The sequence below is a fragment of the Gordonia sp. DT30 genome (assembly GCF_049844915.1).
Lineage (GTDB): Bacteria > Actinomycetota > Actinomycetes > Mycobacteriales > Mycobacteriaceae > Gordonia.
In genome coordinates, this window is record NZ_JBNCLY010000023.1 from 25,851 (window position 1) to 51,478 (window position 25,628).

20 protein-coding genes are annotated in these 25,628 nt (G+C 68.1%); 6 read left to right on the forward strand and 14 right to left on the reverse strand.

Annotated features, from left to right (window positions below; all coding sequences use genetic code 11):
• Positions 1 to 146: 146 nt before the first annotated feature.
• Positions 147 to 719 carry a hypothetical protein gene (locus ACLQ3C_RS18120; RefSeq protein WP_425706484.1) on the reverse strand — a complete coding sequence of 191 codons (573 nt, stop codon included), beginning with the start codon at positions 717 to 719 and terminating at the stop codon, positions 147 to 149.
• Entirely contained in the window at positions 716 to 1,432 is a 717-nt protein-coding gene (locus tag ACLQ3C_RS18125; protein WP_425706485.1) for a hypothetical protein, read from the reverse strand. Before ACLQ3C_RS18125 ends, ACLQ3C_RS18120 begins: the two co-directional genes overlap by 4 nt.
• A gap of 878 nt (positions 1,433 to 2,310) precedes the next feature.
• On the opposite strand from ACLQ3C_RS18125, the gene ACLQ3C_RS18130 reads away from it, so the two are divergent.
• A complete protein-coding gene (locus ACLQ3C_RS18130) occupies positions 2,311 to 3,120 on the forward strand; it encodes a hypothetical protein (RefSeq protein ID WP_425706486.1) in 810 nt (269 codons plus the stop codon).
• Positions 3,121 to 3,165: 45 nt separating this feature from the next.
• On the opposite strand, the gene ACLQ3C_RS18135 is transcribed toward ACLQ3C_RS18130, so the two are convergent.
• From ACLQ3C_RS18135 to ACLQ3C_RS18145, 3 genes are all read right to left on the reverse strand, one after another.
• On the reverse strand, positions 3,166 to 3,822 hold the full coding sequence (locus tag ACLQ3C_RS18135; RefSeq protein WP_425706487.1) for a GNAT family N-acetyltransferase: 657 nt from the start codon (positions 3,820 to 3,822) through the stop codon (positions 3,166 to 3,168).
• A 72-nt stretch (positions 3,823 to 3,894) separates the two neighbouring features.
• Positions 3,895 to 5,199 (reverse strand): gephyrin-like molybdotransferase Glp, encoded by a 1,305-nt coding sequence (gene glp / locus ACLQ3C_RS18140; RefSeq protein WP_425706488.1) that lies wholly within the window; start codon positions 5,197 to 5,199, stop codon positions 3,895 to 3,897.
• 149 nt (positions 5,200 to 5,348) lie between these two features.
• A complete protein-coding gene (locus ACLQ3C_RS18145) occupies positions 5,349 to 6,299 on the reverse strand; it encodes a UTP--glucose-1-phosphate uridylyltransferase (protein WP_425706489.1) in 951 nt (316 codons plus the stop codon).
• Positions 6,300 to 6,438: 139 nt separating this feature from the next.
• Here ACLQ3C_RS18145 and ACLQ3C_RS18150 point away from each other — a divergent pair, with 139 nt between their 5' ends.
• Positions 6,439 to 7,029: a 5-formyltetrahydrofolate cyclo-ligase gene (locus tag ACLQ3C_RS18150; RefSeq protein ID WP_425706490.1), complete on the forward strand. Its 591-nt coding sequence runs from the start codon at positions 6,439 to 6,441 to the stop codon at positions 7,027 to 7,029.
• Between the two features lie 11 nt (positions 7,030 to 7,040).
• Here ACLQ3C_RS18150 and ACLQ3C_RS18155 read toward each other — a convergent pair whose 3' ends face one another.
• Positions 7,041 to 7,382, reverse strand: coding sequence for an FmdB family zinc ribbon protein (locus ACLQ3C_RS18155; RefSeq protein WP_425706491.1), 342 nt, complete (start codon positions 7,380 to 7,382; stop codon positions 7,041 to 7,043).
• 119 nt (positions 7,383 to 7,501) lie between these two features.
• Entirely contained in the window at positions 7,502 to 8,761 is a 1,260-nt protein-coding gene (nhaA, locus tag ACLQ3C_RS18160; protein ID WP_425706492.1) for a Na+/H+ antiporter NhaA, read from the reverse strand.
• A 251-nt stretch (positions 8,762 to 9,012) separates the two neighbouring features.
• On the opposite strand from nhaA, the gene ACLQ3C_RS18165 reads away from it, so the two are divergent.
• From ACLQ3C_RS18165 to ACLQ3C_RS18175, 3 genes are all read left to right on the forward strand, one after another.
• Positions 9,013 to 9,669, forward strand: coding sequence for an SAF domain-containing protein (locus ACLQ3C_RS18165; RefSeq protein WP_425706493.1), 657 nt, complete (start codon positions 9,013 to 9,015; stop codon positions 9,667 to 9,669).
• A gap of 28 nt (positions 9,670 to 9,697) precedes the next feature.
• Positions 9,698 to 11,266, forward strand: a complete 1,569-nt coding sequence (locus ACLQ3C_RS18170; RefSeq protein ID WP_425706494.1) for a carboxylesterase/lipase family protein — start codon at positions 9,698 to 9,700, stop codon at positions 11,264 to 11,266.
• 127 nt (positions 11,267 to 11,393) lie between these two features.
• Complete coding sequence (locus ACLQ3C_RS18175; RefSeq protein ID WP_425706521.1) at positions 11,394 to 12,374, forward strand: MscL family protein; 981 nt, start codon at positions 11,394 to 11,396, stop codon at positions 12,372 to 12,374.
• Positions 12,375 to 12,771: 397 nt separating this feature from the next.
• Here ACLQ3C_RS18175 and ACLQ3C_RS18180 read toward each other — a convergent pair whose 3' ends face one another.
• The 6 genes from ACLQ3C_RS18180 to ACLQ3C_RS18205 all read right to left on the reverse strand — a co-directional run bounded on the left by ACLQ3C_RS18180 (position 12,772) and on the right by ACLQ3C_RS18205 (position 19,584).
• The gene (locus tag ACLQ3C_RS18180; RefSeq protein ID WP_425706495.1) at positions 12,772 to 13,449 is read right to left on the reverse strand and encodes an MspA family porin; all 678 of its coding nucleotides are present in this window, start codon (positions 13,447 to 13,449) and stop codon (positions 12,772 to 12,774) included.
• Positions 13,450 to 13,517: 68 nt separating this feature from the next.
• Positions 13,518 to 14,174 carry an MspA family porin gene (locus ACLQ3C_RS18185; RefSeq protein ID WP_425706496.1) on the reverse strand — a complete coding sequence of 219 codons (657 nt, stop codon included), beginning with the start codon at positions 14,172 to 14,174 and terminating at the stop codon, positions 13,518 to 13,520.
• 663 nt (positions 14,175 to 14,837) lie between these two features.
• Positions 14,838 to 15,461 (reverse strand): MogA/MoaB family molybdenum cofactor biosynthesis protein, encoded by a 624-nt coding sequence (locus tag ACLQ3C_RS18190; RefSeq protein ID WP_425706497.1) that lies wholly within the window; start codon positions 15,459 to 15,461, stop codon positions 14,838 to 14,840.
• Between the two features lie 92 nt (positions 15,462 to 15,553).
• Positions 15,554 to 17,137, reverse strand: a complete 1,584-nt coding sequence (locus tag ACLQ3C_RS18195) for a S1C family serine protease (protein WP_425706498.1) — start codon at positions 17,135 to 17,137, stop codon at positions 15,554 to 15,556.
• A 181-nt stretch (positions 17,138 to 17,318) separates the two neighbouring features.
• Entirely contained in the window at positions 17,319 to 18,737 is a 1,419-nt protein-coding gene (locus ACLQ3C_RS18200; protein WP_425706522.1) for an ATP-binding protein, read from the reverse strand.
• 160 nt (positions 18,738 to 18,897) lie between these two features.
• Positions 18,898 to 19,584, reverse strand: coding sequence for a response regulator transcription factor (locus tag ACLQ3C_RS18205; protein WP_425706499.1), 687 nt, complete (start codon positions 19,582 to 19,584; stop codon positions 18,898 to 18,900).
• Positions 19,585 to 19,752: 168 nt separating this feature from the next.
• Here ACLQ3C_RS18205 and ACLQ3C_RS18210 point away from each other — a divergent pair, with 168 nt between their 5' ends.
• A complete protein-coding gene (locus ACLQ3C_RS18210; RefSeq protein ID WP_425706500.1) occupies positions 19,753 to 23,943 on the forward strand; it encodes a molybdopterin-dependent oxidoreductase in 4,191 nt (1,396 codons plus the stop codon).
• Positions 23,944 to 23,960: 17 nt separating this feature from the next.
• Here the strand turns inward: ACLQ3C_RS18210 and ACLQ3C_RS18215 are convergent, their stop codons facing one another.
• Positions 23,961 to 25,625, reverse strand: a complete 1,665-nt coding sequence (locus ACLQ3C_RS18215) for an MFS transporter (RefSeq protein WP_425706501.1) — start codon at positions 25,623 to 25,625, stop codon at positions 23,961 to 23,963.
• Positions 25,626 to 25,628 lie beyond the last annotated feature (3 nt).

Sequence of the window (25,628 nt, forward strand, 5' to 3'; positions counted from 1 at the left end):
CCACAGCCCCTGTCCACCAACGCCTCTCGGCTACCGTTGCTTCGAGGGTATGACACCGCCTATGCCTTTATGAACGCCGGTTTTTGTGGCCTGCCTGTTCCGTTCGCGAGACGATTCCGGGTGCTGGAATATCGCACTGAGGTCAGTCAGAATTCCGGCCAGTCGAGATCAAGGTTGTGCAGCCACGGCAGGAACGGGTCTGCGATGTAGCCGATGCCGACCTTGATCGGAGTTGGGTCGGCATCGAGCGTTCGTACCGGGTCGGGTTCCACGTCGAACAGCTCAGCCAGTCTGGTAGCAGCCGTTCGGCCTGTCACGACGTGGCCGGCTGCCTGGTCGTCGACCGCGCCGTCCTCAGCCGGCAGGTAGGCGCGGTAGACACATTCGGCATCGCCGTCGGTCAGTCGCCAGCCCGATACCGTCACACCCCACTCGTCGCCGTCCTCGCACATCACCGCCCGCCCAGCGCCCACACCTGTGAACACCTCGGCGGCTTTGCCTGCCGCGACCGCCCCATTGACCAGCAGCGTCACCCGAACCGACGAGTCACCGGCCTCCACCTCGATCTCGGTGTCATCGAGCGGGTTACGCATCGGGAACGGCAGATTAGTACGCCCAGTGAACGTACGGCCCAACACCTCGCGGAACTGATCGAATAACCGCTGCGCCGCATCCTCATCCGGGACATCAGCGATAACGACGGTGCCGTAGGTACTCATAGCGACACCTGCGGTTCCGGGAACACCACATCACCGATCGCCTCATCCGGAACACCCAGCAACCGCAAGCTATCGATGCGGGCCTCCCGGACCACCGACTCGACCGCACCTCGATCACCACTCGCCACCGCACCCCGCAGAGCGGTGAAGTACTCCTGATAGGTACGTGGATTCTTCCGCGTCGACGCGTACGGCTTGTACCGCTCAAGGAACGGATCGGCAAGCACCGAATCGATATCGCTGACCAACTCCTCACGAGAACGCGACCCGCACACCACTCGCATCGACACCAGCCGTTGGAGGGATGCTGCCTCGAAAAGGAACTGCCCAACGGCTTCACGTTGAACCTTGGCTGTCTCTAGCAGTTCCAGTTCTTCTCGAACGCTGGTGATTGATTTGAACACCTCAGTGTCGACTGCCTGCGCCCACTGCGCGACGCCTTCGGCCAAGCCAAGGGTGTCAAAGCGTCGCGGCCGTTGCTCGCCCGACATAACGAAGTGATCGCTAATCGTTGCCGGCCCGTCACCTGATTGCGAAGCCTGCGGTGGCCGGCCCAGGAATGTGTTGTAAGCGATGAGCCTGCCCAGACGGGTGTCTTCGTAGCCGACGAACTGCAGCCACCGTCCGACGGGCGCCCGGACCAACCGCGTTGAGGCCCCTTTGCCTGCGAGCACCCAGTCCTCACCCAGGATCTCGGCGGCACCGACGGCCAATTCCCGCCAGCCTCTCGCTCCAACGCCCACTATGTCCTCGTTCCTGTCGTGTCCTGTATCGATGTCTCTTGTGAGCTTGTCGGCTGAGCCCGATCGAACTGCCTCATGGCGTTGCCGCCGGCGGAGTGGGCGGCGGCGCGGTCTTGGGAGGCCGCGGGATGTTCGTTTTGACCGACTGCATCACGTCTCGTGCGATACCGAGTGCCCTGCTCAGATCATTTCGCCAACTGTTGCTGACGTCGGCGTTTCCAGTCTTAAGGTCGATGATTTGGAAGACCTCCTCGAGGATTGCCATCGCTCACATGACGCCTCCCTCATACCCACCAGTACACCGTAGTGGATGTGCGATGTCAGATTCTGAACCGTTCCCAGATACCTAACCACGACTCACAGGATTCGGCAACCTAACTAAGACCGACACCGCGTTCATTGATTCCCATCCGTGCCGGTAGGGGCGGTAGGCGGAAATTCCGGACCGGGAAAGACCCCCCAAAACGGGAATCGCGGAAAACATTCCTTGAACGAACACCTAGCCTCGAGTGGCGAACGGGTGAGTAATTGGTCCCGCAACCAGTCGATCGGCGATCGGACCGGTCCGCTGGACGAGTTGGATTGCCGCACAACCGAGTACGAGCACCACCGGCACCACCACCGACAGCAGCCGACACGTGGCCACCGACCGCACGAACCCGACGACCTGCACGGTGACTGTAGTCGCCGCACCGCGCCCCCAGCACCCTCCGCGCGGACGATTCCCCCGTCATCCGCGCGGAGGAGTCCACAGGAGACAGAACCGTTTGCACCGCCGATGCGGTGGCACCAACCCCATGCGAAGGATGGTAGACGCCCCATCCTCCATCCGAAAGACACTCTCGCCCATGACTACTCACTTATCCAGCCGTCCCGGCCCTCGTCGGGTCATCGCCCTCGCCGGCACCACGGTCGCCCTGGGTGCGGCGACGATGCTCCTCCCGGCACCCCTGGCCGGGCTGGGCGGCGGCCGACCCGCCGACATGTCAGCAGCCACCGCCGACGCCGTCGTCGACTTCTGGACCCGCGGCACCGCACAGCTCCCCGACGATCTGGCCGGTCTCGTCGACTACTGGCAACGCTTCCACATCGTGAAAGCAGTTCTGGCGGCGGCACTTCTGGTCGTCGCCGTGCGCCTGACGATCGACCTCTACCGCGGTGGCCGCCGCACCCCGACGGCGCCCGACGGTTCCGGCCGTCACCTGGTACGCGCCACGCCCGCGGCAGTCGTCGCCGCCCTGGCGCTGACGATCGTGGCCGCCAACCTGCAGGGCGTCGTCGCCCCGCTCTCCACGCTGATACCGCTGGCCACCGACGCGGGCGATCCCCGGATCAGTGCCATCAGCGCGCAGGCGTACGCGCAACTGACGCACCCGAGTGGTGTCATGTCTGCGCCACTTTCGGTCCTCGTCGACGATTTCGCCCTGTACCACAAGGCTTTCGCTGTGATCTCCGCCGTCCTCGTCGTCGCCTTCGGCGGCTGGGCGGTTGGCATCGCAGCCGCGGCCCGCCGAACCCCGGCCGGACACCGGAGCCGTCGATACGCGTCCGCGGCCGCACTGACGGTGCTCGCGGTGGCAACCGGCGTGGTGTGTGCCGCGAACGTGTCGTCGGCGCTCGACTCGGCGCACGCGCTCGCGTTGTTCTTCGGCGGCTGAGCAGCCGGCGACTCGGCCAGCCGGCGACGTGAGCAGCCGGGGCCGCTACAGGAACGCCGCCCGCCCCGACCGGACGAGGGTCTCGACGGCGCTGCCGGTCACCTCTTCGACGGTCAGGGCGTAGAGGTAGTGATCGCGCCACCGTTTGTTGACGTCCATGTAGCGTTCCAGCAGCCCTTCCCGGCGGAAGCCGATCTTGCGCAGCACCGCTTGGGAGGCAACGTTTTCCGGTTGCACCGTCGCATCGAGGCGGTGCAGTCCGACCGGCCCGAAGCAGTGGTCGACGCCCAGCGCGACGGCCGCGGTGGTGATGCCCTGGCCGGCATGGCCTGCGTCGATCCAATATCCGATCCACGCCGTGCGCACCGCTCCGCGCTGGATGTTGCCGACGGTGAGCTGCCCGATGTAGCGGCCGTCGAGTTCGATCACGAACGGCAGCAACGTGCCCCGCTTGGCCTCGGATTTGAGGACCGCGAACAGCGGCGGCCACGAACTCACCTGATGCCGCGACGCCCAGGGGCCGATGCCCGTCGGTTCCCAGGGCAGCAGCGAGTTCTGGTTGCGGATGCGCAGCTCACTCCAGTCCTTGGCATCCCGCAATTTCACGGGCCGCACGGTGACCGCCCCCGCCGGGGTCCCCAGCGGTCCCAACGTTGCCGGCCATCCCGGACTGACCGGGTCGCCACTCAGCCACCTGAACACATCAGGGAGTCTATGCGGTGACCGGTCGGCGGCGCGGCGGTAACCGGCTCATGCGCGCAGCGCGGCCAGATGTCAGCCGCGTTGGGCGAGGAAGGCCACCTCGACCTCGTCGCCGATGCCGAGTTCTTCGACGTCGGATTCGACGATGATGAGGCAGTTCGCCTCGGCGAGTTCGGCCAGGAGGTGACTCGAGCCGGTCGGGGACGCGCCGAGGACCTGCACCAGGTACTCCCCCGACCGCTCGTCCCGCATGAGCTGACCGCGCAGATATCCCTTACGGCCCTTGACCGACGCGATGGGACCGATGGTGCGCGCCTTGATGACCCGTCGCATCGGCTGCCGTTTGCCCAGCGCGATGCGGATCAGCGGGCGCACCATCACCTCGAAGGAGACGAGTGCGCTGACCGGATTGGCAGGCAGCAAGAAGGTGGGCACATCGTCACGGCCGAGCCGGCCGAAACCCTGGACCGACCCGGGGTGCATCGCCACCCGCACGATCTCGAGGTCGCCGAGGTCGGCCAGCGCGTCGACCACCGCATGCCCCGCCAAGCCGCCGATGGCACCGCAGATCACCACGATCTCCGACCGGATCAGTTGAGCCTCAACAACTTCGCGCATGCGGGAGCTGTCCCGTTCGGCGATGCCGACGCGGTTGACGTCGGCGCCGGCGTCGCGCGCGGCCGCGGCCAGCGCGTAGCTGTTGACGTCGTAGATCTGGCCGGGGCCGGGTGTGCGGTCGATATCGACGAGTTCGGAGCCGATGGAGATCACCGACATCCGCGGCCGGGGATGTACCAGCACCCGGGCATGGCCGACGGCGGCGAGCAGGCCGACCTGCGCCGACCCGATGATCGATCCGGCGCGCACCGCGACGTCACCGGGCTGCACGTCGTCGCCGACGCGCCGCACATAGTCGCCGCTCTCCACCCCGTGGCCGACCTTGACCTTCGAGTCACCGCCGTCGGTCCAGCGCAGCGGGACCACCGCGTCGGCGAGAGTGGGCATGGGAGCACCGGTTTCGACCCGAACCGCTTGCCGCGGCTGGAGCCGGGTCGGGGTGCGTGCGCCGGGCGCGACTTCGCCGACGACCGGCAACGACACGATCATCGGTTCACCGGCCTCGAGGTCGATGAGTTCGGCGCCGTTGGCGTCGAACGCCTCGACGTCCTCGGGCGCGGGCACCCCGGCGAATGCCACGTCCACCGCGCGGACCGCATAGCCGTCGACGGCGGCCTGATCGAAGCCCGGCATCGGGTGTTCGGTGACGACTTCCTCGGCGCACATCAGGCCCTGCGCCTCGGAGATCGCCACACGTACCGGGCGTGGCGCGACCGCGGCGGCCGTCACCAACGACAGATGATCCTCAACCGAACGCATCTCACCTCACTCCGCCGCCGGCCGCGTGCAACGTCATCGGCCGGGATCCCTGCCCGGGCGACCTTCGCATAGAGGCTAGCCGCCGCCGCGGCGTGCACGCGGCAGGCGCGCGGAGACACCGCACCGTCGCACACCGCGTGCCCGGCCGTTCAGTCCCGCTCGAGGCGTTCGGTCAGCCACTCCCGCAGATCGGGGCCGTAGTCGTCGCGATCGAGGGCGAAGTCGACGGCCGCCTTCAGGTAGCCGCCGGGATTGCCGAGGTCGTGGCGGGTGCCGTGGTGGACCACCACGTGTACCGGCTCGCCCTCTTCGATGAGCAGGGCGATCGCGTCGGTCAACTGCAGTTCACCGCCGGCGCCGGGCTTGATGCGGCGCAACGCGTCAAAGATCTTGCGGTCGAGGATGTATCGTCCCGCAGCAGCCAGATTCGACGGCGCCTGCCCGGGCTCGGGCTTCTCGACCATGCCCTTGAGCCGCTTCACGTTCGGGTTGTGGGCGTCGGGCAGATCCTCGACGTCGAAGACCCCGTAGGCGCTGATCCGATCCTCGGGTACCTCGATGGCGCACAGCACCGAGCCGCCGCGGCGCTGACGCGTGCGGGCCATCACCTCGAGCACGCCGCCGGGCAGTACGAGGTCGTCGGGCAGCAGGACCGCGATGGCGTCCTCGTCGTCGTCGAGGTAGTCCTCGACACAGCCGACCGCGTGACCGAGACCGAGCGGCTTCTCCTGCACCACCGATGCCACCTCGAGCAGCGACGGCGCCTTGCGCACCTTGGCGAGCATGGCCTGCTTGCCGCGCTTGGCCAGGGTGCTCTCGAGGACGAAGTCGTCGACGAAGTGTGCGACCACCCCGTCCTTGCCGGGTGCGGTGACGATCAGCAGCCGCTCGGCACCGGCCGATTTCGCCTCCTCGGCCACCAGCTCGATACCGGGGGTGTCGACGACGGGCAGCAGTTCTTTGGGCACGGTTTTGGTGGCAGGCAAGAACCGGGTGCCCAGGCCCGCCGCCGGGACCACCGCGGTGCGCGGAATCGGCGGGGTGTCCGGGGTGTCGCTGTACTCCGGGAACTCGGTCGTCGAGCTACTCGCGCTGGTCATGTAGAACACCCTAGTGTCGGATGCCGGGAACGAGCCACAGGTACCGCGGTGCGACGCTGGGCGGACAGTACGGCCGAGACGAGCGTCACACCGGCTCGGCGGCGGGCTGCCGGTCCAGACGGGACGAGAGGAGGCGGCGGTGCCGACGAAGGCCGAATTGCGGGCGCGATTCGCGGCCCGGCGTGCGCAGATGCCTGCCACCGATCGCGCGCACGCGGCGTCGGCGCTGATCACCCATCTCGCGTCGAGTCCGTTCCGGCTGGGACCGAGCGTGACGATCGCGGCCTACGTGCCCATCGGCGCCGAACCGGGATCGGTGGAGTTCGTGGATGCGTTGCATGAGCGCGGGTGCGCGGTGCTGCTGCCCGCGGTGCCTGCAGGCGATCCGCGGCCACTCGAGTGGGTGCACTATCGGTTGGCAGACACGGGGCCGGCGGACGCCCTCGAGCGCGGGCGGTTCGGTCTGCTCGAGCCGCGTGGCCCGCGCCTGGGCGCCGATGCCGTCGACGACGCGGCGGTCATCTTTGTACCGGCGCTGGCCGTGGCGCACACCGGAATCCGCCTCGGCCGCGGTGCCGGCTACTACGACCGCACGATCGGCGGGTCGAGGGCCGAGCTGGTGGGAGTCGTCTACGACGACGAACTCGTCGACGACCTACCCGCCGACGCCTACGACGTGCCCATGGGATGGGCGCTCACGCCGGGCGGCGGGTTCGAAAAGCTGGGGTGATCGGGACCGACTCAGGCAGACGCGGGAGTCGCGGCCTTGGTGCTGCTCGACGACGAAGACGAGTCGCTCGACGACGAGCCGGAGCTGGCGGACGACGAGTCCGAGGACGACTTGGCATCCGACTTGGACTCGGACTTCGACTCCGACGACGACGCGCTCTCCGACGACGTGGAGCCGTTGCGTGAGTCGGTGCGGTAGAAGCCGCTGCCCTTGAAGACGATGCCGACGGAGTTGAAGAGCTTGCGCAATCGGCCCGCGCACTGCGGGCACTCGGTGAGCGAATCGTCGGAGAACGACTGGACGATATCGAACTTGTTGTCGCACTCCGTGCACGCGTACGAGTAGGTGGGCACCGCAAACCTCCACAGGAAACGTATGAAATCTTGCCTAGTTTAACCGAGACTGGCACTCCGACATTCCGAGTGCCAAAGAGGGTGCCAAGAACAGTGCCGGAGAGGGCGCCAAGACGGGTTCAGCCGCCGATGACCTCGGTGTCGTGGTCGGGAATGCCGTCGCAGTTCATGTCGGGGTCGCGGGCCTTGCGCGCGTCCCAGCGCAACAGCACCGCGGCGAGGGCGGCGGCCACCACCGAGCCGCACAGGACCGCAGCCTTGGCCGGCGCCGCATGCTCGCCCTCACCGAAGGACAGTTCAGCGATCAGCAGCGCGACGGTGAACCCGACACCGGTGAGCATGCCGATGGGCACGAGGTCACGCAGCCCGATCGAGTCGGGCAGGCGCAGCGGGGTGAACCGCGTCATGATCGCGGTCGCGCCGAGCACCCCGACGAACTTGCCGACGACCAGCGCCACGACGATGCCGATCGACACCGGTTGCACCAGCGAACCCCCGGCACCGACCACCGACACCCCGGCCGCGGCGAATGCGAACAGCGGCAACGCCACCGATGACGACCACGGCCGGACGGCGTCGTCAAAAACCTCTGCGCGGCTGGTCTTTTCACTACGGATCGGCTTGGCCGGCACCACGAACCCGAGGAGCACACCGGCGACGGTGGCGTGTACGCCCGACGCATGCATCAGTCCCCACGCCACGACGGCGAGCGGGAGCAGCACCCACCAGCGCGTCCGTGGCGCGCGGACCGCGATCGCGAACACGGCGACGACGAGCACCGCGGCCACCAGCGTCAGCAGGTCGATGGTGTCGGTGTAGACGGTGGCGATCACGATGATGCCGAGCAGATCGTCGACCACTGCCAGGGTGAGCAAGAAGGTGCGCAATGCCAGCGGCAGACCGCGCCCGCAGATCCCCAGCACCGCGAGAGCAAAGGCGATGTCGGTGGCCGTGGGCGTCGCCCAGCCGTGCAACGCCGAGGAGTCGCCGGACATGGCGGCCACGACGGCGAGATAGACGAGCGCCGGGCTGATCATCCCGCCGACGGCCGCGGCGATCGGCACCCCGGCCAACCGCAGGTCACGCAGGCTCCCGGCGATGAATTCGTGTTTGAGTTCCACCCCGACCACGAAGAAGAAGATGGCGAGCAGCCCGTCGGCGGCCCACTGTTCCAGCGACAGATGCAGATCCAGCGATCCCGGGCCGACCTCGATGGCCAGCAGGTCGTGATAGGCGTGCCGCCACGGCGTGTTGGCCCACACGACCGCGACAGCCGCGAAGGCCAGCAGCAGAATGCCGCTGGTGGTGTCGAGGGCGAGGATGCGGCGCAACCGGTCGCGGCGGGTCGAGGTGGGCGGGGTGAATTCGGGTTCTGCCATCGGCAGCTCCTGATTCGGTCGGGATCGCGATCGGTGCAGATCTGCGATCGGGTCGGCACGAATCCGCCCTGTTCGAGGACGGAGCCGACCAGACTTCCCGGCACACCGCCGTCCATTCTCCCGGTTCGACCCCGGTTGCGTCCAATCGGCACGCACATCTCTGTGGAAACACCGTGTGAAGCCCGGGGTCTGTCCACAGCCGGCCGTCACCCGTCCACTGTGGCGCCCGCACGCCAGTATCGTTCTGCCGCATGGACCTTCGGAGGCGGGGAACGGCACTCGGTCCGCGGCTGCGTGACCGCGTCGCGTACGCGGTGCGGCCGGGGTGGGCACGGTCGGTGATGATCCGGCGCGTCGCGTCCGGTGTGCTGGTGGCCGTCGCCGTGGTCGTCGAGGTGGGCGGCCAGCGTGCCACCACCGATGCCCCGGTCCTGGTCGCCGCACATGATCTGCTGCCCGGCCAGGCCATCACCGGCACCGATCTGCGGGAACTCCGCTTTCCCGTCGAGCTCGTTCCCGACGGCGCGTTACGGCTGCGGGCCGACGGTGAGGCGCACACCGTGACCGGCCCGGTGCGTACCGGTGAGGTCGTCACCGAATCCCGGCTGCTCTCACCACGTTTGCCGATGCAGCTGACCGGGCGCGCCGACGCGCGGCTGGTCCCGATCCGCCTGGCCGACGACACCGTCGCCTCGCTGCTGCGCGCCGGCGACGTCGTCGACGTACTCAACGCGCAAGCGCAGATCCTGGCGGGCGGGGCCATCGTGGCGCTCGTGCCCACCACCGCGGCGGCGACGCCCACGCGCAACACCACGACGCCGCCGATCCTGCTCGCGATGACCGAGAGCGCCGCACACCGGGTGGCCGGCGCCGGGCTCGACGCGGCGCTCGCGGTGGTCCTGCACTGAGTTGGGCGGCGTGCGATAGGAAGAGTGCATGACCGACGCCGCCATGGCCAACAGCACAGGGACCGATGACACGGGGACCATCCACCACGCCGAGGCCGACACCGTCACCGGACGGGTACGCGGTTGCTGGCGCGGCGAGCCGGAAGCCGGTGGGTCGGCGGCGTTCCTCGGCATCCCGTTCGCGCAGCCGCCGGTCGGTGATCTGCGGTTCGCCGCGCCGGTACCCGCCGAACCGTGGGCGGGCGTACGCGACGCGCTCGACTACGGGGCGACGGCACAGCGCGGCGATCCCGGCGTGACACTCATCCCCGAGCCGTCCGTCCCGGGCGAGGCCACGCTGAATGTCAACGTCTTCACCCCGGCCCCGGGCACCGATGCCGCGCTCCCGGTGCTCGTGTGGATTCACGGCGGCGGATACTTCGCCGGCTCACCGGCGAGCCCCTGGTACGACGGCCGCTCGTTCAACCGCGACGGCGTCGTCACCGTGACCATCTCCTACCGCCTGGGATTCGACGGGTTCGGCTGGATCGAGGACGCGCCGTCGAACCGCGGGGTGCGCGACTGGCTGCTGGCACTGCAGTGGGTGCACGACAATATCGCGTATTTCGGCGGCGACCCGTCGCAGGTCACGATCGCCGGCCAGTCCGCGGGCGGCGGGGCGGTGCTGACGCTGCTCGCGATGCCGGCAGCCCAGCACCTGTTCCACCGCGTGTGGGCGATGTCGGCGGCCACCACCGACATCGCGGTCGATCGGTCCGAAGCGCTCGGGCGCGCCATCGCCGGCGGCCTCGGCGTCGCCCCGACCCGGGCCGGCCTGTCGACCGTGACCGAGGAGCGGCTCCTCGAGGAACAGCAGGCCCTCACCGAAGTGAACAGTCTGGGCGCGGCCCGGGAGCTCCTGACCCACGGCTTGCATTTCGGTCCGTCGATCGACGGCGAGCTGATCACCCGGCCGACCATCGACGCGATCGCCGCCGGCGTCGGCGCCGACAAACCGCTGGTTGTCGGAGCCGCCGACGACGAATTCTCGGTGCTAGTCGCCCGTGCCGCCAAAAACCCCCGCGCCGCCACCATTCTCCGGTGGCTTCCGTTGACAGCTCTGCTCGGCGCGGCCGGACTCCCGCGAGCGCAGCGCTCCGGATACCTCGCCGCGAATCGCGAGGTCGCCGCGCGAGGGCGCGCCGCGCTGCTGGGCCGCTACCTCACCGACCGCGTGTTCCGTAGCACGGTCGTGCGCATCGCGCGGGCCCGCGGCACCGCCCCGACATGGGTGTACCGCTACGCATTCCGGTCCGCACCGCCGAGCCCCATGCGGGGGTGGGCGGTGCACTGTATCGACGTACCGTTCTGGTTCGACTGTCTCGACGCCGTCCGGGTCGAGGTGTTGACGGGCCGCCGTCCGCCGCAGTCACTTGCCGACCGGACCCACGCCGCGGCGATCGGCCTGACGATCGGCGGTGACCCCGGCTGGCCGGCGTGGTCGTCGGCACCGGGCACCGCGCGCGTGTTCACCGGGCCGGCGTGGTCCCCCGATCTCGACCCGGACGGCTACGCCTCCGTCGCACCCCTGCTCGCCAGGACCGGCGCGTCACATTGACTCGGCTGAACAATTTGGCCAGTCTCGTTTACGATCCCGGATAGAGTTTCGTGAAAGTCCTTGTCCATTCGGGGACTTTGACGGCATGGATACCTGGCACCAGAAACCGATCAGGAAGGACCGGAGAGTGCTCAAGGGCTTCAAGGACTTCATACTCAGAGGCAACGTCGTCGAATTGGCGACCGCGGTCATCGTCGGCGCCGCGTTCACCGGCATCGTCACCGCCTTCACCAAAGGGATCATCAATCCGCTGCTCGCGGCGATTCCGACCGGAAGCGGCGATTGCGCCCCTGCCACACCGGCCAGCGGCGACGCCGTCAACGCCCCGGTCTCCGTCTGTGGTCTCGGATTCAAGGTCACCGACAACAATGCGACATTTCTCGATTTCGGCGGGCTCATCGCCGCGATCATCAATTTCCTGATCGTCGCGGCCGTCGTCTACTTCATCATCATCGTTCCGTACAACAAGCTCGCCTCGCTGGGCCGCAAGCCCAACGAAGCCGAGGTCACCGAGATCTCGCTGCTGACCGAGATCCGGGACTTCCTTTCCCCCGACGACTCCGGCTCGGCGGCACGGGAACAGGCGGAGTCGGTGTTGCCGCCACACCTCAGCGATCCGTCGGGGCCTCCGACCGGTGGACCGGGCGACGGCCCGACCGGGCCGGACGACACCTCCACGAGGCAGTTCAGGACGCCGCCGCCCTCGCCTTCGGCCCCGCCCGCCCCCTCGTCACACTCGGCCCCGGGCTCGTACTCGGATCCCGGCCCTTACTCGGGACCGATCGCCTACTCCGATCCCGCGCCTTCGGGTCCGTTGGCGACTCCCGAGCATCCCGGTCAGGGACCGGAAACCGCGCCGTATCCCGGCCCGGGCGCTCCGACGCCGTCGCCCGCACCGGGCAACTACCCGCCGCCCGGCAACTATCCCCCGCCGCCCGGGGGCCAGCCCGGCAATTACCCGCCCCCGGGGAACCATCCGCCCGCCAACTTCCCGAATCCGCGGCCCGGGCAGCCTTACCCGGGTGAGCAGTATCCCGGCGACCAGTATCCGGGGGAGCAGTATCCCGGCGAGCATCCGCCGGAGGGCCCCGGCCGGCATTCGCGCTGACCGGGCCCGACCGGCCCAGACCCGAACGGCCCGCGTCCTGGTGGACGCGGGCCGTTCGCTGTCTTTCACCGCGCCGGCAGTTGAGCGCCTACCTCGACCGCGCCGAACGAGCGCCCCCGGAGGGACGGCAACCCCTACGGGCCTCCGCACGAAGCCGCTCGCGTCGAGCGCGGACCGCGTCCGTTGAGGGGATTGCGTTCGCGGTGGGCGCGCGGCGCCGGCGAGCGCAATTCGCGGCGAAACATCCAGCGACCCAACGACTCCTGAACGATCACCTGGCGCATGGAACGCCAAAGGGCGGGAAACCGATTCCGGTTTCCCGCCCTTTGTTTCTAGATGATGTGTTTCTAGATGATGCTGCGTTGCGTGGTGGACCTGACGGTCCGGACGCGATAGATCAGCCGATGCTGAACGGCTTGCCGTACAGGGTCACAACACCCTTGACCGCATCGGTGTCGACGGTCACGGTCACCTTGGCCTTGGCCTCGGCGAAGCCACCGCAGTTGCTGACCTTGAAGCGCTCCTGGCTGTAGGCGACGCCACCCTTGTTACCGGTGAACGTGTAGTCGCTGACGCCGTCACCGTCGCTGTCCTTCTCCTGGACGATCGGGACGTAGCCGGCCTGGCCGGGGCCGAGGCTCAGAGTCGTGCCAGCGGTGCCCTCACCGCTCGGCGAGGCGGACACCGGCGGATTGCTGCCGGGCTTCGGCGTTGCGGTAACCCCACCGTCGACGCCACTCTCTGCGCCGAGCCCGATGTCGACCTGGCAACCGACGATGTAACCGGCCGCGACGGTGCCACCGGTGGCCTTGCCGCCGACGGTGACGCGGACCTTGCCCGACACCCAGACCTCACGAACCAGGTTGAACGACTCGACGATCGAGTTCTGGTAGTTCACGTCCTGGCCGAACAGCTGGATGGTGACCGGGGTGCCGTCGACCAGGGTCTTGGTGAACGTGGTGTTCGCCACCGGCGACGCCGACGCATCGCCCGAACCGGCAGCGGTGATCGCCATCAACGCGGCACCGGCAACGCCGACGCCCGCCGCAACGCGACGTGTGATGATCTTCTTCATGATTCCCCTTCGTGGAATGTGCATCTGCCCGAAGCAGATAGAGCTTGAGAGTTGGTTATCTGCTTGGGTCAGCTGACGAAGAACGGCTGGCCGTAGAGAGTGGACTTGAGGAGCGTGCCCTCACCGGTGACGGTGTCGTCGTCGGCGTTGATGTCGTATCCCTTGGCGCCGGTCGCGACCACGATGGTGCGGGCCGAAGCGTAGCCACCGCAGTTGGGGAACTCGATCTCGAAGTTCGAGAGCTGAACGGCCGCACCCTTGCCCGACTTGAACTTCTTGGTGACCGACACGTCCTGGATGGTCGCCTCACCGGGCTTGATCGGCAGGCTGATCCCGCCGCTGAGCGTCAGCGACGGCGGCGCAACGGTAAGCGAGCCACCGGTGGTCGCCGAGAAACCGCTGACGTCGATCTGGCAGCCGGCCAGGATCTTGACGCTCAACTTGCCGTTGACGCCGTCGCTGCCCTGGGCGGCGTAGGTGCCCGAAAGCAGCGCGGTCCGGCCGAGGCCGTTGTTGGCGACGCGCGCGACCGAGAACTGCGACTCGGCGGTACGGGAGGTCTTGATGCTCTCGCCGTCGAGGCCGGTGACGACCTTCTGGCCGTTGGCGAGGGGAGCCGCCGCGGCGTTCCCCGACCCCATGCTTGCCAGCCCGATCGCCGCGACGGCGGTGATGGCGCATGCACCCGCAGCACGGCGCAGCCCAAGCTTGCTGAACTTGCTCATTCGTTCCCTCTCACAGGATTCTGCTGTATCTCCGGGCGGTGCAACCCACACCTCCGGTTGTGACCTTGGTGATCGAAGGAATCGTGTCCGATCCCGGTAACCCGTTCGCATCGATGGGGTTACGGGGACGTGAACAGACCTTGCCACCGCTGCAGCCCCGCTCGCGCGAGTCCACAGGACCCTCTCCCGGTCCTCCACGCTGGGCACCGGTTGTTGTCCCGGCGAACGCTATCTGAGAAATCACAAAGAGGGCAACAGCTGGAATCAGCCGTGTCTCGGCGTCGGCCTTCACTATCGCGAATCGCTACTCGGCCTCTGCCGAAAGCGCGGAAGTTAACAAAAGGAAAACTTGCTGAATGCGGCGCTGCGAGCGTCATTCATAGTGCGGTGGCCGCTCGCGGTCATAACGCGAGCGACCCTCACTCTTGTGATGCTCATCACGATCATCGCGGGTAACGTCCGGAAGTGCATCGCCAAAGATCGCGTCGAGGTCACGGCGACGGCGGGCGGCCCGCCTGACCTGTGCCGACGATTCCCCGGAGGACGATGGCCCGCCTTCTGTCGGCGGCGTCGCGGCATTGTTTCCGTCATATGTTCCAGAAGCCATATAAAACCCTCCTGAACCGAAAATCACCCCGGCCGAGTTTCTTGCCCGGTGTGCGTTCAGAAATCCCGAATGCTGTCGATGACGTGTTTGGCCAACGGAGCAACGGTGGCCATGCCGTCACGGACGGCCGCGCGGGAATCGGCGATGTTGACCACGAGCGTCTGCCCGGAGATTCCGGCCAGCCCGCGCGAAAGTCCGCCGTCGGTCGCGCCGGCGGCCAGACCCGAGCTGCGCACGGCCTCTTCGATGCCATGCAGGCGCCGATCCAGCAGCGGGTCGGTAGCCTCCGGGGTGACGTCACGCGCGCCCACCCCGACGCCGCCGACCGACACCACGAGGTCCACGCCACCGATCACCGCGGTGTTCAGCGCGTTGCGGATCTCCACCTCGTCGCCGGGGACGAGGATCGTCGCATCGACGTGGAAGCCGGCCTCGTCGAGCAGTTCACCGACCAGTGGGCCCAGCGGGCTGTCGACGTCGCCGTGCGCAACACGGTCACTGACGACGACGACGAGCGCGCGGCCCGCCTCGTCACCGGCACCGTCGCGGGCCGGTCCGCCATGGCGTGCCGCGAAGGCGCGGGCCGCGGCGTCGGCGGCAACGACGTCGGCCGGATCCACCTCGACCTTCTCGGTCGGCGCGTTCTCGGCCACCTGGAAATCGGAGTCGCTGGTCATCATGGCCACTGTCCTCTCTGCGAGTCGGCACGATTGCGGCGTGCTCGTGGTGATTGCGGTTCTCGGTCAGGCCGACGGCATCTGCGTGGCGGGCGTCAGTTCGACTGCAAGGTGGCCAGCGTGACCGTGGCCGTCTTGGTCTGGCCACCGGCGGTGTAGGTGACCTGGACTCGATCACCGGGCTTGTACGAGCGCACGGCGGCCACCAGTGCGTCTCCGGTCGTGATGTTACGGTCGTCGATCTTCGTGACGACCGCCCCCTTCGGGATTCCGGCCGCGGCGGCCGGCCCACCGGCCTGGACGTCGGCGATCAGTGCACCGGGGGCGTTCGGATCGGTGCTCGGCCGCACCGACACGCCGAGGCCGGCGTGGGTGGCCTTGCCGGTGTCACGCAGCTCGTTGGCCACGCGGATCGCCTGGTCGATCGGGATCGCGAAGCCGAGACCGATGCTGCCGCTCTGCTGTTCCTGACTACTGCCGCCCAGCGTCGCGATCGCGGTGTTCACGCCGATCAACGCGCCCCGCGCATTCACCAGCGCACCACCGGAATTGCCCGGGTTGATCGCCGCGTCGGTCTGGATCGCGTCGATGACCGAGGTGGTGTCACCCTCGCGGGTGGTCGAGACCGGCCGGTTCAGCGCCGAGATGATGCCGGTGGTCACCGTTCCCTCGAGGCCGAGCGGTGCACCGATGGCGATCACGTCCTGCCCGACGGCGAGATTGTCGGAGGTGCCGACCTTGATCGGGCGCAGACCGGTCTTGTCGACCTTGATGACGGCGATGTCGGAGATCGGATCGGCGCCGAGAACCCGTGCCGAGGCCCGCGACCCGTCCTGGAAATTGACCACGACGTCGCCGGCCGGGCGGCCGTTGCTGCCGCTGACGACGTGATTGTTGGTCATGATGATGCCGTCGGCGCTGAGTACGACGCCCGATCCCTCACCTTGCTCGTTGCCTGCGGTGACGTCGATCGACACCACCGACGGCAAGGTGTCGGCGGCCACCTGCTGCACCGATCCGGCCGGGGCCGGGACCTCGCCGGAATCGCGCGAGCTGGGATCGCCGCCGAGCGGCTGATTGTTCGCGGTGTTGGTCGTCGAGTCGTCGTCGAGCTGGGCGCCGACGACCCCGCCGACGCCGCCGGCGACGAGCGCGAGAACCACGGCACCGGCGGCAAGGAGTGCGAACAATCCGCCACGCGACTTCTTGTGCGGACCCTGCGGGTCGCCGCCCGCCGGTGGCGGGCCGAACCCGGTACCCGGTGGGGGACCCGACGGGCCCAGCGGACCCGTTCCGGGGCCATACGCGGAGGTGGGAGTGCCGTGCGCACCCTGGGATTCGGTGCCGTAACCTGCGCCCGGCCCCGCCCCGAAGGACTGCGTCCGATCAGCACCTCCCGGGCCGAAACCCGGTGTCTGCGACTGGGGTTCGCTCGTGGACGCGCCGCTGGTGTCGCCGAATGCCGGTGACCGCTCCCACGGCGCCGCCCCCGGCGAACCGCCGTAGGGCGACCCTGGGTACGCGGGTACGGGCCCGGTCGACGGACCGGCCCCCGAGGGCGGGCCACCCGGATTGCCGGATTCCTGGCCGCCCGGACGGCCGTACGCACCGGACCACCCGGATTCGCCGGAGTCCTGCGAACCGTCATATGGCCCGCGGTGCGAACCTCCACCCGTCATCGTCGTCCCCACATCTGTCGTCCGAAAATCCTGTTCCGACACTGCTGCCGGTATCCGACAGGCATCCGCCCTGCCGACAACCGGCCACCACCGTTGCATCGTGGCGCAGATAACCCTAGGCGATCACCACCCTGGCCTGCGCGCGAACACCGCCCGGATGTCATCTGCACCGCGTACCTCTCTACTGACGAACCACCCGCGGCGATGGTTCCACCGGCGCGGGATGACCGGGCAAGGTCATCAGGATGACCGTCCCGCCGAGATGTGATTGTTCGGCGCGGACCGTCCCGCCCATCCGGTCGACAACCTGCCGCACGATGGCCAGCCCGAGTCCCGAACCCGGCATCGACCGCGACTGGGTGGCCCGGTAGAACCGCTCGAACACCATCTGCCGATCCTCTTCGGGGATGCCCGGGCCGGCGTCGGCGACGGCGAGTTCGGCCGTCGTCGGATTCAGCTGGCTGAGCACGACCTCCACGGTGCGCCCGCGCGGCGACCACTTGGCGGCGTTGTCGAGGACGTTGAGCACCGCACGCGCCAGGCCGTGCTGATCGCCGAAGACGTACCACGGCGTCAGGGTCATCGTGAACTCGATGTCGGTGCGCCGGCGCCGGACCCGCTCGAGCGCACCGGAGACCACCTCGCCGAGATCGAGCTCCTCGTGCACCACCTCCGGGGCGTCCTCGCGTGCGAGGTCGACGAGATCACCGACCAGGGTCGACAATTCGCCGATCTGCGCCATCACGTCCGAGCGCAGTTCCACCATGTCCGAGGCGGGCACCGCCGGCGCGCCCGGTTCGCTCGAGGCGATGAGCAATTCGAGGTTGGTGCGCAGCGAGGTGAGCGGGGTCCGCAGCTCGTGGCCGGCGTCGGCGACCAGACGTGCCTGCTGGTCCCGCGATTCGGCGAGCGCACGCAGCATGGTGTTGAAACTCTCGGTCAGACGCGCCAATTCGTCGTTACCGGTCACCGGGATCGGCGTCAGATCCTGGGTGCGGGCCACCCGTTCGGCGGCCCGCGTCAGTCTGGCGACGGGTCTCAACCCGGCCCGGGCCACGGTCATCCCGGCCAGGGCGGCCAGCGCCACCCCACCACAGCCCACGACGAACAGCACCCAGGCGAGCCGTTTGAGCGTGCGATCGGTGTGCAGCAACGACTGCGCCAGGATGAGGGTGTTGCCGTCGTCGAGTTTGCGGGCGAGCACCCGCTGGCGCGCGACGGTGTGCAGGCTCTGATTGTTGTTGCCGGGACTGTTCGTCGATTCGGCGATGTCGCGTTCGGCGTCACCGAACGGCACGTCACCGATCCGCAGAGCCAATCCGTCGGGGCGCACCAGCGCGATGGAGATGTTGGTGGAGAACACGGTTCCGGTGACCAGCGCACCGGGACGCTGATTGAGCGTGCCGGTCTTGGCCAGCGCCGTCATGCCGTCGGCGCGACTCTTTAGGCCGGTGTCGATCTCGTTGTACATGGCCCGGTAGACGACGAAGTACGCCGCGCCGGCCATCAGGGTCACCGCCAGCAACACCACCGTCATCGACAGCAAGGTGACCCGCACCCGCAGCGACACCGATCGGGTCAGCGCCGTCGGTGCCCGCATCTCCCGGTCGGTGTGGTGGCGGAAGCGGAACCAGCGCCGGGCCGCCTGCCGGTGCAGGCGGCGCGGTATCGACGCACCGGGGTCGGTGGCCGGGCCGTGCGGTGAACTCACCGACCACCGCCCGCCGGGGCGCCGACAGATCCGGGTCCGAAAGCGGCCACTACGGCGATGTCTCCCGCAGCACATAGCCGACGCCACGCACCGTGTGGATCAGACGTGTCTCCCCGTCGGCCTCGGTCTTGCGGCGCAGATAACCCACGTAGACCTCGAGTGCGTTACCCGAGGTCGGGAAGTCGTAACCCCACACCTCTTCGAGGATCCGGCTGCGCGAGAGCACCCGGCGCGGGTTGGCCATCAACATCTCCAGCAGCGCGAACTCGGTGCGCGTCAAGCTGATCTGCCGCTCACCGCGGTAGACGTCGCGGGTGACCGGGTCGAGCGACAGATCGGCGAAGGTGAGGGTCTCCGAGTCGGGGCCGTCCTCGGGGGCCGAACGCCGCAGCAGGGCCCGCAGACGCGCGAGCAGCTCTTCCATCGCGAACGGTTTGGGCAGATAGTCGTCGGCACCCGCGTCGAGACCGGAGACCCGCTCGGAGACCGAATCGCGCGCGGTCAGCACGAGAATGGGCAGGTCATCGCCGGTGGAACGCAGCCGACGGCACACCTCGAGGCCATCGAGGCGTGGCATCATCACGTCGAGGATCGCCACGTCGGGGCGTTCGGCGACGAGCTTTTCCAGCGCCTCGATGCCATCGCCGGCCGTATCCACGGTGTAGCCGTTGAAAGTGAGAGATCGGCGCAATGACTCGCGCACCGCCCGATCGTCGTCGACCACGAGTATCCGCATGGGTACTAGTCTTATCCACAACGACTGAGAGCTGTCTGAGCAACGCCGTAACTCGTTCACGCAGGTGACGCCACCCGCACATCGGCCGATCTGCGGTGTGAGGCCAAGTTGATAGCGGCGTAACCGCAGTATTCGGGTTGCGAAACACGCCCTGCCGAGGCTGGAGGAGTGACGACCTCCACCTCCACTGCCACGCTGTGCGCCTATTGCGGGGTCGGCTGCGGTCTCGACCTGGCGGTGTCCGACGCCACCGACGGGCCGGTACGCGCACTCAAGAGCACCGGGCGCAAAGACCATCCGACGAACTTCGGCCGACTCTGCACAAAAGGCTCGACGACCGCGGACATGCTGAATGCCGGCGGCCGCCTGGGCGCGCCACTGCTGCGCGAGACCCGTGACGCCGACCCGCACCCCGCCGACCTCGACGCCGTCATCGACAGCACCGCCGCGCGCCTGCGCAGCATCGTCGACGAGCACGGGCCCGACGCCGTCGCGCTCTACGTCTCCGGGCAGATGTCGATGGAGGCGCAATATCTGAGCAACAAACTCGCCAAGGGCTTCATCGGCACCAACCAGATAGAGTCGAATTCGCGGCTGTGCATGGCCAGCGCCGGCACCGGCTACAAACAATCCCTGGGAGCCGACGGGCCGCCCGGGTCGTATCAGGACTTCGATCACGCCGACGTCTTCTTCGTCATCGGCTCCAACATGGCCGACTGCCATCCGATCCTGTTCTTGCGGATGATGGACCGCGTCAAGGCCGGCGCCACGCTCATCGTCGCCGACCCGCGGCGGACCGCGACCGCCGAGGCCGCCGACCTCTACCTGCCGGTGCGTTCGGGTGCCGACCTCGCACTGCTCAACGGGCTGCTGCATCTGCTCATCACCGGCGGACACCTCGACGAGGCGTTCATCGCCGAGTTCACCGACGGCTTCGAGCAGATGACCGACTTCGCGTCCCAGTACCCGCCGGAGAGCGTCGCCGAGGTCTGCGGCATCGACGAGGCCGACCTGCGCTCGGCGGCGGAGTTGATCGGCAACGCCGCCAACTGGATGAGCTGCTGGACGATGGGCCTCAACCAGTCCACGCACGGCACCTGGAACACCAACGCGCTCATCAATCTTCATCTGGCGACGGGCGCGATCTGCCGGCTCGGCAGCGGTCCGTTCTCGCTGACCGGGCAACCGAATGCCATGGGTGGCCGCGAGATGGGGTACATGGGGCCGGGGTTGCCGGGTCAGCGCGCCGTCGTCTCCGCGGCGGATCGTGCCTTCGTCGAGGACCAATGGCAGATCCCGGCGGGCACGCTGCGTACCGACGTCGGCGGCGGCACCATCGACATGTTCTCCCGGATGGCCGACGGCGAGATCAAGGCATGCTGGATCATCTGCACCAATCCGGTTGCCTCGGTGGCCAACCGCGCCACGGTCATCGATGGCCTACGGCGCGCCGAGCTCGTCGTCACGCAGGACGCGTTCACCGACACCGAGACCAACGCCTACGCCGACGTCGTGCTGCCCGCCGTGCTGTGGAGCGAGTCCACCGGCACCATGGTCAACTCCGAACGCAACATCACCCTGTTCGAGCCGGCGATGCCCGCACCCGGTCAGGCGATCCCCGACTGGCAGATCATCGCCCGGATCGCCTGCGCGATGGGCTATTCCGACGCCTTCAGCTATGACAGCGCCGAGCAGATCTTCGACGAGATCCGGCGCTTTGCCAATCCCCGCACCGGATACGACCTGCGCGGGGTCACCTATGAGCGGTTGCGCCGCTCCCCCATCCAATGGCCGTGCCCACCCGAGGAGACGGGTCCGGCCGACGATTGCGGCCCGGCCGACGGCCGCCACCCGATCCGCTACCTCAACGACGGGCGCAGTCAGTCGGTCCACACCCTCGACGACGGCAGCAGCCCACGGCTGGCCTTCGCCACCCCGACGCGCCGCGCCCAGTTCTTCGCGCGCCCGCACGTCGATCCGGCCGAGATGCCCGACGACGACTACCCGATCCTGCTCAACACCGGCCGGCTCCCGCACCAATGGCACACCCTCACCAAGACCGGCCGCGTCGCCAAGCTGAACAAGCTGGCGCCCGGACCGTTCGTCGAGATACATCCCGACGATGCTGCGCCCCTGGGCATTTCCGACACCGACCGGGTCGAGGTCGCGTCCCGGCGCGGGCGGGCCGTGCTGCCGGCACGCCTCTCCGATCGGGTCCGACCCGGCTCGGTCTTCGTGCCGTTCCACTGGAACGACCTGTGGGGCGAGCACCTCGCCATCAACGCCGTCACCTCCGATGCCATCGACCCGGATTCGCAGCAGCCGGAGTTCAAGGTGTGCGCGGTGGCATTGACCAGAGTCGGTGCCGCATTGCCGGTGCCCGAGCCGCCGGCTTCGGCGGCCGCACCGGTCGCGGCGGTGGCGGCACCCGATTCGGCGTCGGCCCCGGTGGACGCACTGGCCACCGCGCTCGGTGTCACGACCGTCGCCGCACCGTCCTTCACCGAGGGTGAACATCTCTATCTCGCCGGCCTCGTCGCCGGATTGCGCAGCGCGCCAACAACCGACACCACTCCCACACTCCCCGCCGACGCCCAGCTGTCACCCACCACCCACGCCTACGTCTCCGGCCTGCTGGCCGGATTGTTCTCGCGCACCGGCACTTCGGCGCCGCAGGCATTGCCCGACAAAACGCCACTGCCGCCGGTCACCGTGCTGTGGGCGTCACAGATGGGCAATGCCGAGGAGTTCGCCGAGACCGTCACGCAGCGGGTGCGTGACACCGGCCGGACGGTCATCTCCGCGTCGATGGACGACGCCGACCCCGCCGCGTTGACCGGGACCGTCCTGTTCATCACCGCGACCACCGGCGACGGTGACCCACCCGACAACGGCACCTCCTTCTGGGACCGGCTCTCTTCCGAGCACACTCCCCGACTCACCGAACTCTCCTATGCCGTACTCGCCTTCGGGGATTCGAGCTACAACGACTTCTGCGCGCACGGCCGTAAACTCGACGAGCGCCTCACCGACCTCGGTGCACATCGCCTGACCGACCGGGTCGATTGCGAGCCCGATTTCGAGGAGGACGCGACCGTCTGGCTCAAACGAGTGCTCGCATACCTCGCCGAGGCCGCCGATGCCGACGCCGATGACTCGGCGCCGCGCGCGACACCGACGGTCACGGTCACCGAACCGGCGAAACCCGCCGAGCGGGCCGCCCCCCGCCACTCGCGCAAGAAGCCGCTGATGACCAGCCTCGTGCACAACGTGCGGCTCAATGCGGCCGGATCGGCAAAAGACGTACGTAACTTCGCCTTTCAACTCCCACCCGGCGCTCTCGAGTATCGCGTGGGTGATGCGTTGGGCGTCTATCCCCGCAACAGTGCGAACCTCGTCGACGAGTGGCTCGCCCACACCGGTCTCGATGCGGACGCTCCCGTCGACATGCCCACCGGGCCTCTCGGCCCGGGCGGAACCACGACCCTCGGTATCGCCCTGCGCGACCGACTCGAGATTGCGCGCCTCACCCCGGACCTGCTGCACTTTCTGGCCGAACGCACCGGTGATGGGGAGCTCACGGCGCTGACCGCTCCCGGCAACAAGGACGCATTCAACGCGTGGGCGTGGGGACGGCAGTCGGTCGACGTCCTCGGCGCGCATCGCATCGACGCCGCCCCGCAGGAGTGGGTCGATGTCATGAAACCACTTGCACCGCGGTCCTATTCGATCTCGTCGTCACCGCTGACCTCGCCCGACCAGGTGCATCTCACGGTGTCGGCGGTGCGCTACAACGTGCACGGAACGCCGCGGCACGGCGTGTGCTCGACCTTCCTCGCCGATCATGCCGAGGACGCGGAGGTGGGCATCTTCCTCACTCCCACCAACCATTTCCGGCCGCCCGCCGATCCCGACACCCCGATGATCATGATCGGACCGGGCACCGGAATCGCCCCGTTCCGCGCATTCCTGCACGAACGCCGAGCGCTCGGACACACCGGACGCAACTGGCTGTTCTTCGGCGAACAGTACAGCGCCACCGACTTCTACTACCGCGACGAGCTCACCGGCATGCTCTCCGACGGCCTGCTGACCCGCCTCGACGTCGCATTCTCCCGCGACCAGGACCGCAAGATCTATGTGCAGGACCGCATCGCCGAACACGGCGCCGAGTTGTACCGGTGGCTGCACGACGGCGCACACATCTACGTGTGCGGTGATGCCACCCGGATGGCCCGCGACGTCGACGACACGATCAAAGGTGTTGTCGCCCAGTACGGCAAGCTGTCGGAGAAGAGTGCCGAACAGTATGTGAAGGCACTCGCCGCCGACAAGCGGTACGTGCGCGACGTGTACTGAGCCGGCTGCCCGCCGGCCTAGACGTCGTCGTCGGGGACGTCGTCACCCGTGGCGTCGTCGGCTGTGTCGTCACCGTCACCGTCGATGTTCTCGCGCCGATATGCGGGGAGCCGGCCGGCCGGGACGATCGCCGTGGCACTGATCGCGGCGAGGACGAGGAAGCCGTACTTCAGCGCCTGCAGGCGGGTGTCCTCGTTGACGCCGACCGCTTCGTCGATCTGGGCGGGCGTGGCCGTCGTCTCGGCGAGCGCCTTGCGCAGGTCGTCGTTGCTGACGAAGTTGACGTTGTCGAGGTCGACCTGCGAGACCAACTCCTCGGGCAGCTTCGGATGGTCGGTGATCGACTGCACCACACCGAAACTCAGCAGGGCCACCAGCAAGGCGCCCATGGTGGCCGTGCCGACCGCCGACGCCAGGTTCTGCGTGGTGCCGCGGATGGACCCGACATCGCCCGCCAGTTGTTTCGGCACCGCGGTGACCAGCACGTTGAACACGAGGGTGACGAGTGCACCCTGCCCGATACCGAACACGATCAACCCGAGGATCGTGGGCACCGTCTCCCAGTTGTTGGTCACGACGAAGCCCAGCCACACCAGCGCGGCGGTCGTGAGAACGAAGGAGAACACACCGATGGTCCGCGGCGGGAAACGCTTGTAGGTGCGCACCACGAGCGTGGCGGTGACGAACACGGTCAGGTTGAACGGGATCATCGCGACGGCGGTGTCGAAAGCCGTGCGGCCCTGCACGATCTGCGTGTAGAGGGGGATGGTGAAGTTCACCGCCGCCTCCATCGCCACGATGATGAACATGGCGTACACCGCGGCGCGTTCACGCGGGCTGCGCAGCACCGACAGGTCGACGAGGGGAACCTTCCCCGCGGCGGTGCGTCGGCGGGTCCAGAAGAAGAAGAGCTGACCGAGGATCACGCCCAGCACCACCATCAGCGGGGCGGGTGACACCCCGGCGATGTCGAACGGCGCGCCGGGATCGGCGAAGAAGATCCCCCAGTTGTTGAGGTTGTTGAAGCCCAGCGTCAGCAGCACGATCCCGGCGCCGATGAGGATCGCGGCGACGATGTCGATGTCGATGGCCGGGTCGCCGGGCACCGCCCGGAGGCGGAAACTGAGCACGAACACCAGCGCGGCGATCACGAGGACGATCACGAACACCGGACGCCAGCCGACCAGGGTGCCGAGTGCACCGCCGATGAAGAATGCGCTGAACCCGGAGATAGCCCGGGCCGAGCCGAGGGAACCGATGGCCGTCGCCTGCTGCTCACCCTGGTAGTTCTCGGCGATCAGCGCGACGAGTGCGGGCACGATGATGGCCGCCGACGCACCCGCGAGCGCCTGGCCCGCGATGGCCCAGCCGACCGACGGCGACACGATCATCAACACCGACGAACACGCGAACAAGATGATGACGGCACGGAAGACCCGCAGCCAGCCCAGACGCTGACCGATCTTTGCGCCGACCATCACCAGCGCGGCGACTGCCAGGCCGTACACCACGATGGTGGTGCTCGCCACGGTCGGTGCGACCCCGAAGTCCTCGACCATCCCACCGAGGGAGACCGGCAGCGCCGCGACATTGAACGACATCAGCACCTGCGCCAGAAACAGCCCGATCATCGGAATCCAGGATGCGCGCACCGCGGCATCGTCCCGGACAGATGCAGTCATCAG

What these genes read in the sequence shown, in the direction of transcription:
- ACLQ3C_RS18205 (WP_425706499.1), bottom strand. Translation starts at nt 19,584, where the DNA reads ATGCGGATACTCGTGGTCGACGACGATCGGGCGGTGCGCGAGTCATTG.
- ACLQ3C_RS18215 (WP_425706501.1), bottom strand. Translation starts at nt 25,625, where the DNA reads ATGACTGCATCTGTCCGGGACGATGCCGCGGTGCGCGCATCCTGGATT.
- ACLQ3C_RS18185 (WP_425706496.1), bottom strand. Translation starts at nt 14,174, where the DNA reads ATGAGCAAGTTCAGCAAGCTTGGGCTGCGCCGTGCTGCGGGTGCATGC.
- ACLQ3C_RS18130 (WP_425706486.1), top strand. Translation starts at nt 2,311, where the DNA reads ATGACTACTCACTTATCCAGCCGTCCCGGCCCTCGTCGGGTCATCGCC.
- ACLQ3C_RS18200 (WP_425706522.1), bottom strand. Translation starts at nt 18,737, where the DNA reads ATGCGGGCACCGACGGCGCTGACCCGATCGGTGTCGCTGCGGGTGCGG.
- ACLQ3C_RS18145 (WP_425706489.1), bottom strand. Translation starts at nt 6,299, where the DNA reads ATGACCAGCGCGAGTAGCTCGACGACCGAGTTCCCGGAGTACAGCGAC.
- nhaA (WP_425706492.1), bottom strand. Translation starts at nt 8,761, where the DNA reads ATGGCAGAACCCGAATTCACCCCGCCCACCTCGACCCGCCGCGACCGG.
- ACLQ3C_RS18180 (WP_425706495.1), bottom strand. Translation starts at nt 13,449, where the DNA reads ATGAAGAAGATCATCACACGTCGCGTTGCGGCGGGCGTCGGCGTTGCC.
- ACLQ3C_RS18190 (WP_425706497.1), bottom strand. Translation starts at nt 15,461, where the DNA reads ATGATGACCAGCGACTCCGATTTCCAGGTGGCCGAGAACGCGCCGACC.
- ACLQ3C_RS18120 (WP_425706484.1), bottom strand. Translation starts at nt 719, where the DNA reads ATGAGTACCTACGGCACCGTCGTTATCGCTGATGTCCCGGATGAGGAT.
- ACLQ3C_RS18165 (WP_425706493.1), top strand. Translation starts at nt 9,013, where the DNA reads ATGGACCTTCGGAGGCGGGGAACGGCACTCGGTCCGCGGCTGCGTGAC.
- ACLQ3C_RS18195 (WP_425706498.1), bottom strand. Translation starts at nt 17,137, where the DNA reads ATGACGGGTGGAGGTTCGCACCGCGGGCCATATGACGGTTCGCAGGAC.
- ACLQ3C_RS18170 (WP_425706494.1), top strand. Translation starts at nt 9,698, where the DNA reads ATGACCGACGCCGCCATGGCCAACAGCACAGGGACCGATGACACGGGG.
- glp (WP_425706488.1), bottom strand. Translation starts at nt 5,199, where the DNA reads ATGCGTTCGGTTGAGGATCATCTGTCGTTGGTGACGGCCGCCGCGGTC.